We start from the raw sequence: 7,325 nt of genomic DNA on the forward strand, positions 1-7,325 counted from the left end.
CGCCCTCCGGCGGTTCGAGACGGTTCGAGGCAGCTCGACGGCCCGGGACGTGCCGGGACTCAGACGATCAAGACCTCAACCCTGCCACGCGTTCCCCGAGAACCGGCCGATGCCCCTCCGGGCGTCCGCGCGGCTCGCTAGTCCAGCGCCTTGCGCATCGCCCGGTGCGGGATGCCCGCGTCCGGGAACTCGGGGCCGTAGACCTCGTACCCCAGGCGCTCGTAGAACCCGAGGGCGTGCGTCTGCGCGTGCAGGTCGACGGCGGTGAGGCCACGCGCGCGTGCCGCGTCCTCTATCGCCCGGACCAGGGCCGCGCCCACCCCGAGGCCGCGCGCCGCCTTGGTCACCGCGAGCCGGCCGAGCGCGCCCACCTCGGCGTCACCGCCGTTCTTCGCGGCGGCCGCCGCACCGGTGAGCAGGCGGCCCGTGCCCAGCGGAAGACCGTCGTCGCGGACGGCGACGACGTGCACCGCGTCGGCGTCGTACGCGTCGTACTCAAGGTCCTGGGGGACGCCCTGCTCCACCACGAAGACTTCCTTGCGGACCGCGAAGCAGGCCTCCAGGTCGTCGGTTCCGGCCGCGACCCGGCAGGTGACCCGGACCCTCACGAGCTCTCCGCCCGGACGCGGTCCAGCGCCAGCTGGAGGTCGTCCGGGTAGGTGCTCTCGAACTCCACCCACTGCCCGTCCCCGGGGTGCTCGAAGCCGAGGCGCACGGCGTGCAGCCACTGGCGGGTGAGACCGAGCCGCTTGCCGAGCGTGGGGTCGGCGCCGTACGTCAGGTCGCCCACGCACGGGTGGCGGTGGGCCGCCATGTGCACGCGGATCTGGTGCGTGCGGCCCGTCTCCAGCTTGATGTCGAGCAGCGAGGCCGCGCGGAACGCCTCGATGAGGTCGTAGTGCGTGACGGAGGGCTTGCCCTCGGCGGTGACCGCCCACTTGTAGTCGTGGTTCGGGTGGCGGCCGATGGGGGCGTCGATCGTGCCGCTCATCGGGTCGGGGTGGCCCTGCACGAGCGCGTTGTAACGCTTGTCGACCGTGCGCTCCTTGAACTGACGCTTCAGGGAGGTGTACGCGCGCTCCGACTTGGCGACCACCATCAGGCCGGAGGTGCCCACGTCGAGGCGGTGCACGATGCCCTGGCGCTCGGCGGCGCCGGAGGTCGAGATGCGGTACCCGGCTGCCGCGAGGCCGCCGATCACCGTGGTGCCGGTCCAGCCGGGGCTCGGGTGCGCGGCCACGCCCACCGGCTTGACGATCACGAGGATGTCGTCGTCGTCATGGATGATCTCCATGCCCTCGACGGGTTCCGCGACGATCTGCACCGGAGCGGGCGCCTGCGGCATCTCCACCTCCAGCCAGGCGCCACCGTGCACACGCTCGGACTTGCCGACCACGCTGCCGTCGACCATCACCTTGCCTGCCGCCGCCAGCTCGGCGGCCTTCGTGCGGGAAAAACCGAACATGCGGGAGATGGCGGCGTCGACGCGCTCGCCCTCCAGACCGTCCGGCACGGGCAGGGTACGGATCTCGGGAATCGTGCTCACCCATTGAGTATGCAGGAGGCCGCCGACACTCCCGCACCGCGAGCCCCCGCCGGGGGCTCGCTCCCCGCCCGGCCTCAGTCCTTGTGGACGGTGCCGTCCGGGTCCAGGCCGCGGAAGGACAGGATGACGATCAGGAAGCCGCCGCACACGATCGCCGAGTCCGCGAGGTTGAACACCGCGAAGCCCTTGGGCGCGATGAAGTCGACCACGGCTCCCTCGAACACACCGGGGGAACGGAAGATGCGGTCGGTGAGGTTGCCCAGGGCGCCGCCGAGCAGCATGCCGAGCGCGATCGCCCACGGCAGGCTGTAGAGCTTGCGGGCCAGGCGGGCGATGACCACGATCACCGCCGCGGCGATGAAGGTGAAGATCACGGTGAACGCCTCGCCCATCCCGAAGGCCGCGCCCGCGTTCCGGATGGCGTTGAACTGGAGCCAGTCCCCGATGATCTCGATCGGCTCGTGGTGCTCGAGCTTCGCGACGACGATCATCTTGCTGATGAGATCCAGGGCGTACGCGAACACGGCCACCGCGAACAGGGCCAGGAGCTTGCGCTTTCCCTTGCCCTCGGGGCCCTGCTCGTCCGGCGAAGCCGGCTCGTCCTGCCCCGCCGCCGCGCCGGAGCCCGAGGCGGACTGCTCCGGCTCGGCCCCGTCGGCCTCAGGGATATCCGGCGTACCGATGATGCGCTCCGCCTCTGCCACGTGAGTCCCTCAACCTAGGTACCTGACTGGGGACGAGGGTACGGCACACACGTACGGCACCAGGTGGTCAGGCCGTGTTCAGTAGCGCCGTTCCTGCTTCTGCTTGCAGTCCATGCACAGGGTCGCGCGGGGGAAGGCCTGCATCCGCGCCTTGCCGATGGGGTTACCGCAGTTCTCGCAGATGCCGTACGTCCCCGCGTCGAGACGCTCCAGGGCGCGCTCCGTCTGTTCGAGCATCTCGCGCGCATTGGCGGCCAGCGACATCTCATGTTCCCGCGTGATGTTCTTCGTGCCGGTGTCCGCTTCGTCGTCGCCCGCGCCGTCACCGGAGTCGCGCATCAGACCCGCCAGGGCGTCCTCGGAGGAGGAGATCTCGCTGCCGAGCCGCAGTGCCTCGCTCTGGAGCTCCGCACGGGCCTCCTCGACCTCGTCCGGCGTCCAGGGGTCCTCGCCGGGGCGGACCGCGAGCTCACCGGGCTCCGCGGCGGCGACGCGCGCCTTGGGCACCGCCGTCGGCTTCTTGGCTGCCGTCGCCGTGCCCGGAGTCTTCTTCGTGACCACTGTCGTGGCTCCCGTCGTCTCCGCGGCCTGAGCCGCACCCTCGGCCGCGGTCGCGGCCGTCTTCTTGGCCGTGCTCTTCTTGGCGGCTGTCTTCTTGGCCGCGGGGGCCTTCTTGGCCGTGGCGGCCTTCTTCGGGGCGGGCGCCTTGGCCGTGCCCTCATCGGCGGCTGTCTTCTTGCCGATGTCGGCGACCTTGGCGACCGCCTTCTTGGCGACGGCCTTCTTGACGGCCGCCTTCTTCGCCACGGCTTCCTTGGCGGCTGTCTTCTTGCCGGCTGTTTTCTTGGCGGCGGTCTTCTTGGCGGCGGTCTTCTTCGTGGCCGCGCCCGTGGATCTGCCCGACGCCGGATGCTGTACGGCGGTCTTCTTCGCCACCATGGCCGCGGCCCCTTCACATATTGTGATCTTGCTCGCGATTCGTGCTGGGACGATAAATCGACTCAGAGCCCGCGGCAACGGGGCACGCCGCCTGATACGCCCGCCCCACGGGTGCCGCGCGGCGAGCATGCATGCGTTGTGCCCAGCTCCCAGCCCGGTAATCCGCCCGGCGGGACGGGCCAGGATCCGGGCTTCCCGCATGTCGCCATTCGGGTCAGTCCCGGCAGCCCCGACGCCATCGGCCCCGAGCCCGTTTCGAGCCCGAAAACAGGCATAAACTGGTGCACAACCGAAGAAGGTGCGCCATGCGCAAAACAGCCGACTGCAGAGAGTTCCCGAGCGAGACCAACTGCACCCTCGCCATCTCCGGCGAGGAGGAGGAAGTAGTCCGTGCCGCCAGTGAGCACGCCGTGTCGGTCCACGGCCACACCGACAGCGCGGAGCTGCGCAAGATGGTCCGCGAATCCCTCAGGGACGAAGTCCCCCAGCACGCCTGAGGCCCCCGCCGGCCCGCCCGGACGCCCCCGCCGCCTCTTCCCCGCCCACGCGAAAACCGGTCGGCCGTGTCCGCCCGGGGCCCTTACACTGGGCGGAGCGAGAAGCGTGGATGGGGACGAGTAGCGGCGTAAGCGGCCATGAGCGACCCGGGGACGGTGTGAGCCCGGGGGCAGGCGCGACGTGAAGATCACCCCGGAGCCGCCGGAAGAACCGCCGGCAGTGGACCCCAGGTCCGCCGCAGGCCAGTAGACCCGGCATCGCGACCCCAATGAGGGGGCCTCACCGTGCGCCACCCGCGCAGGGAAGGCCAAGGAGGGTGGTACCGCGGGAGCGCGACAAGGGCTCTCGTCCCTCCGACGGAACGGAATCGTCCGCCGGAGGAAGCGCGTTGAACACGCAGCCGTTGAATACGCAGCCGCAGTACCGCCAGGTGCCCGCCCAGGTCGACCTGCCCGCCCTTGAGCACGCCGTGCTCGACTTCTGGCGCGAGCAGAAGATCTTCGCCAAGAGCCTGGAGCAGTCCGAGGGCCGCCCCGAGTGGGTGTTCTACGAGGGCCCGCCCACCGCCAACGGCATGCCGGGCGCCCACCACATCGAGGCCCGCGTCTTCAAGGACGTCTTCCCGCGCTTCCGCACCATGCGGGGCTACCACGTCGCCCGCAAGGCCGGCTGGGACTGCCACGGCCTCCCGGTCGAGCTCGCGGTCGAGAAGGAGCTCGGGTTCAACGGCAAGAAGGACATCGAGGCGTACGGCATCGCCGAGTTCAACGCCAAGTGCCGCGAGTCCGTGACCCGGCACACCGACGCCTTCGCCGACCTCACGACCCGCATGGGCTACTGGGTCGACCTGGACGACGCGTACCGCACCATGAACCCCGAGTACGTCGACTCGGTCTGGTGGTCCCTGAAGGAGATCTTCAACAAGGACCTCCTGGTCCAGGACCACCGCGTCGCCCCCTGGTGCCCGCGCTGCGGCACCGGCCTCTCCGACCACGAGCTGGCGCAGGGGTACGAGACGGTCGTCGACCCGTCCGTCTTCGTCCGCTTCCCGCTCACCGGCGGCCCGCTGGCGGGCGAGGCGTCCCTCCTGGTGTGGACGACCACTCCGTGGACCCTCGTCTCCAACACGGCGGTCGCCGCGCACCCGGACGTCACGTACGTCGTCGCGACGAACGGCTCGGAAGGTTCCGAGAAGCTCGTCGTCGCCGAGCCGCTCGTCGAGAAGGCGCTCGGCGAGGGCTGGGAGACCACGGGCCAGACCTTCACCGGCGCCGAGATGGAGCGCTGGACCTACCAACGCCCCTTCGAGCTGGTCGAGTTCCCGGCTCCCGCGCACTACGTGGTCAACGCCGACTACGTGACCACCGAGGACGGCACGGGTCTGGTCCACCAGTCCCCCGCCTTCGGTGAGGACGACCTCAAGGTCTGCCGCTCGTACGGCCTCCCGGTCGTGAACCCGGTCCGCCCCGACGGCACCTTCGAGGAGGACGTCCCGCTCGTGGGCGGCGTCTTCTTCAAGAAGGCCGACGAAAAGCTCACCGAGGACCTCCAGGACCGCGGTCTGCTCTTCCAGCACATCCCGTACGAGCACAGCTATCCGCACTGCTGGCGCTGCCACACCGCGCTGCTCTACTACGCGCAGCCGTCCTGGTACATCCGCACCACGGCCATCAAGGACCGTCTCCTCCAGGAGAACGAGAAGACCAACTGGTTCCCCGACTCGGTCAAGCACGGCCGCTTCGGCGACTGGCTGAACAACAACGTCGACTGGGCGCTGTCCCGCAACCGCTACTGGGGCACCCCGCTGCCCATCTGGCGCTGCGAGGAAGGCCACTTGACGTGCGTGGGCTCGCGCGCCGAGCTCTCCGACCTGACGGGCACCGACCAGTCGGAGCTCGACCCGCACCGCCCGTACATCGACGCGGTCACCTTCCCCTGCCCGACCTGCCAGGAGACCGCGACCCGCGTCCCCGAGGTCATCGACGCCTGGTACGACTCCGGTTCGATGCCCTTCGCGCAGTGGGGATACCCGTACAAGAACAAGGAGCTCTTCGAGAGCCGGTACCCGGCGCAGTTCATCTCGGAGGCCATCGACCAGACGCGCGGCTGGTTCTACACGCTGATGGCGGTGGGCACGCTCGTCTTCGACAAGTCGTCGTACGAGAACGTGGTCTGTCTCGGCCACATCCTCGCCGAGGACGGCCGCAAGATGTCCAAGCACCTGGGCAACATCCTCCAGCCGATCCCGCTCATGGACCAGCACGGCGCCGACGCGGTGCGCTGGTTCATGGCGGCCGGCGGCTCCCCGTGGGCCGCACGTCGCGTGGGCCACGGCACCATCCAGGAAGTCGTCCGCAAGACGCTCCTCACGTACTGGAACACGGTCGCGTTCCAGGCCCTGTACGCCCGTACGTCGAAGTGGGCCCCCGGCGACGCCGACCCGGCGCCCGCCGACCGTCCGCTCCTGGACCGCTGGCTGCTCAGCGAGCTGCACGCGCTGACCGACCAGGTCACGCAGGCCCTGGAGGGCTACGACACCCAGCGTGCGGGCAAGCTCCTGTCCACGTTCGTCGACAACCTCTCGAACTGGTACGTACGCCGTTCCCGCCGCCGCTTCTGGCAGGGCGACAAGGCGGCCCTGCGCACCCTGCACGAGGTCCTGGAGACGGTCACCCGCCTCATGGCCCCGCTGACGCCGTTCATCACGGAGCGCGTCTGGCAGGACCTGGTGGTGCCGGTCGACCCGGACGCCCCGGAGTCGGTCCACCTGACGTCCTGGCCCGAGGCCGACCTGTCGGCGATCGACCCGGAGCTCTCGAAGCAGATGGTCCTCGTACGTCGCCTGGTGGAGCTGGGCCGCGCCACGCGCGCGGAGTCGGGCGTCAAGACCCGTCAGCCGCTGTCCCGCGCCCTGGTCGCGGCCACCGGCTTCGAGTCGCTCAACCCGGAGCTGCACGCCCAGATCACCGAGGAGCTCAACGTCTCCTCGCTCGCGTCGCTCTCCGAGGTCGGCGGCTCACTGGTCGACACGACCGCGAAGGCGAACTTCCGCGCCCTGGGCAAGCGGTTCGGCAAGGGCGTCCAGGCGGTCGCCAAGGCCGTCGCCGACGCCGACGCGGCCGCGCTGTCCCTGGCCCTGCGCGAGGGCACGGCGTCGGTCGAGGTGGACGGCGAGACGGTGACGCTGGCCCCGGACGAGGTCATCATCACGGAGACCCCGCGCGAGGACTGGTCGGTGGCGTCCGACTCCGGCGCCACGGTCGCCCTCGACCTGGAGATCACCGAGGAGCTGCGCCGGGCGGGCCTGGCCCGTGACGCGATCCGCCTGATCCAGGAGGCCCGCAAGAACAGCGGCCTGGACGTCGCGGACCGGATCGCCCTGCGCTGGACCTCCACGGACCCGGCCGTGCTCACGGCCCTGTCCGACCATGCCGAGCTCATCGCGGACGAGGTCCTCGCCACGGACTTCGAGCAGGGCGAGGCCGACGAGGCGTACGGCGAGACGTTCACGGACGAGTCGCTGTCGCTCACGTTCCGTCTGCGCAAGGCGTAACCGAACCGGGCAACCACGAAGGCCCGGCCCCGCCAGAGATCTTGGCGGGGCCGGGCCTTCGGCGTTGTGTGCTGACGCACAAAGT

6 protein-coding genes are annotated in these 7,325 nt (G+C 70.2%); 2 read left to right on the forward strand and 4 right to left on the reverse strand.

Features of this window, described 5'->3' with window-relative positions; all coding sequences use genetic code 11:
* Positions 1–137 precede the first annotated feature (137 nt).
* From ACWGIH_RS41515 to ACWGIH_RS41530, 4 genes are all read right to left on the reverse strand, one after another.
* Entirely contained in the window at positions 138–608 is a 471-nt protein-coding gene (locus ACWGIH_RS41515; protein ID WP_453450343.1) for a GNAT family N-acetyltransferase, read from the reverse strand.
* Positions 605–1,546, reverse strand: coding sequence for an RluA family pseudouridine synthase (locus tag ACWGIH_RS41520; protein WP_453450342.1), 942 nt, complete (start codon positions 1,544–1,546; stop codon positions 605–607). The genes ACWGIH_RS41515 and ACWGIH_RS41520 overlap by 4 nt, the downstream gene beginning before the upstream one ends.
* Before the next feature lie 74 nt (positions 1,547–1,620).
* On the reverse strand, positions 1,621–2,250 hold the full coding sequence (gene lspA / locus ACWGIH_RS41525) for a signal peptidase II (protein WP_453450341.1): 630 nt from the start codon (positions 2,248–2,250) through the stop codon (positions 1,621–1,623).
* Positions 2,251–2,328: 78 nt separating this feature from the next.
* A complete protein-coding gene (locus ACWGIH_RS41530) occupies positions 2,329–3,189 on the reverse strand; it encodes a TraR/DksA family transcriptional regulator (RefSeq protein ID WP_453450340.1) in 861 nt (286 codons plus the stop codon).
* Between the two features lie 305 nt (positions 3,190–3,494).
* Between ACWGIH_RS41530 and ACWGIH_RS41535 the strand changes: the two genes are divergently transcribed.
* The gene (locus tag ACWGIH_RS41535; RefSeq protein ID WP_363208222.1) at positions 3,495–3,686 is read left to right on the forward strand and encodes a DUF1059 domain-containing protein; all 192 of its coding nucleotides are present in this window, start codon (positions 3,495–3,497) and stop codon (positions 3,684–3,686) included.
* Positions 3,687–4,090: 404 nt separating this feature from the next.
* The gene (gene ileS, locus ACWGIH_RS41540) at positions 4,091–7,240 is read left to right on the forward strand and encodes an isoleucine--tRNA ligase (RefSeq protein WP_453450375.1); all 3,150 of its coding nucleotides are present in this window, start codon (positions 4,091–4,093) and stop codon (positions 7,238–7,240) included.
* The last annotated feature ends 85 nt before the right edge of the window (positions 7,241–7,325 follow it).

Source organism: Streptomyces sp. NPDC054872, assembly GCF_053610705.1.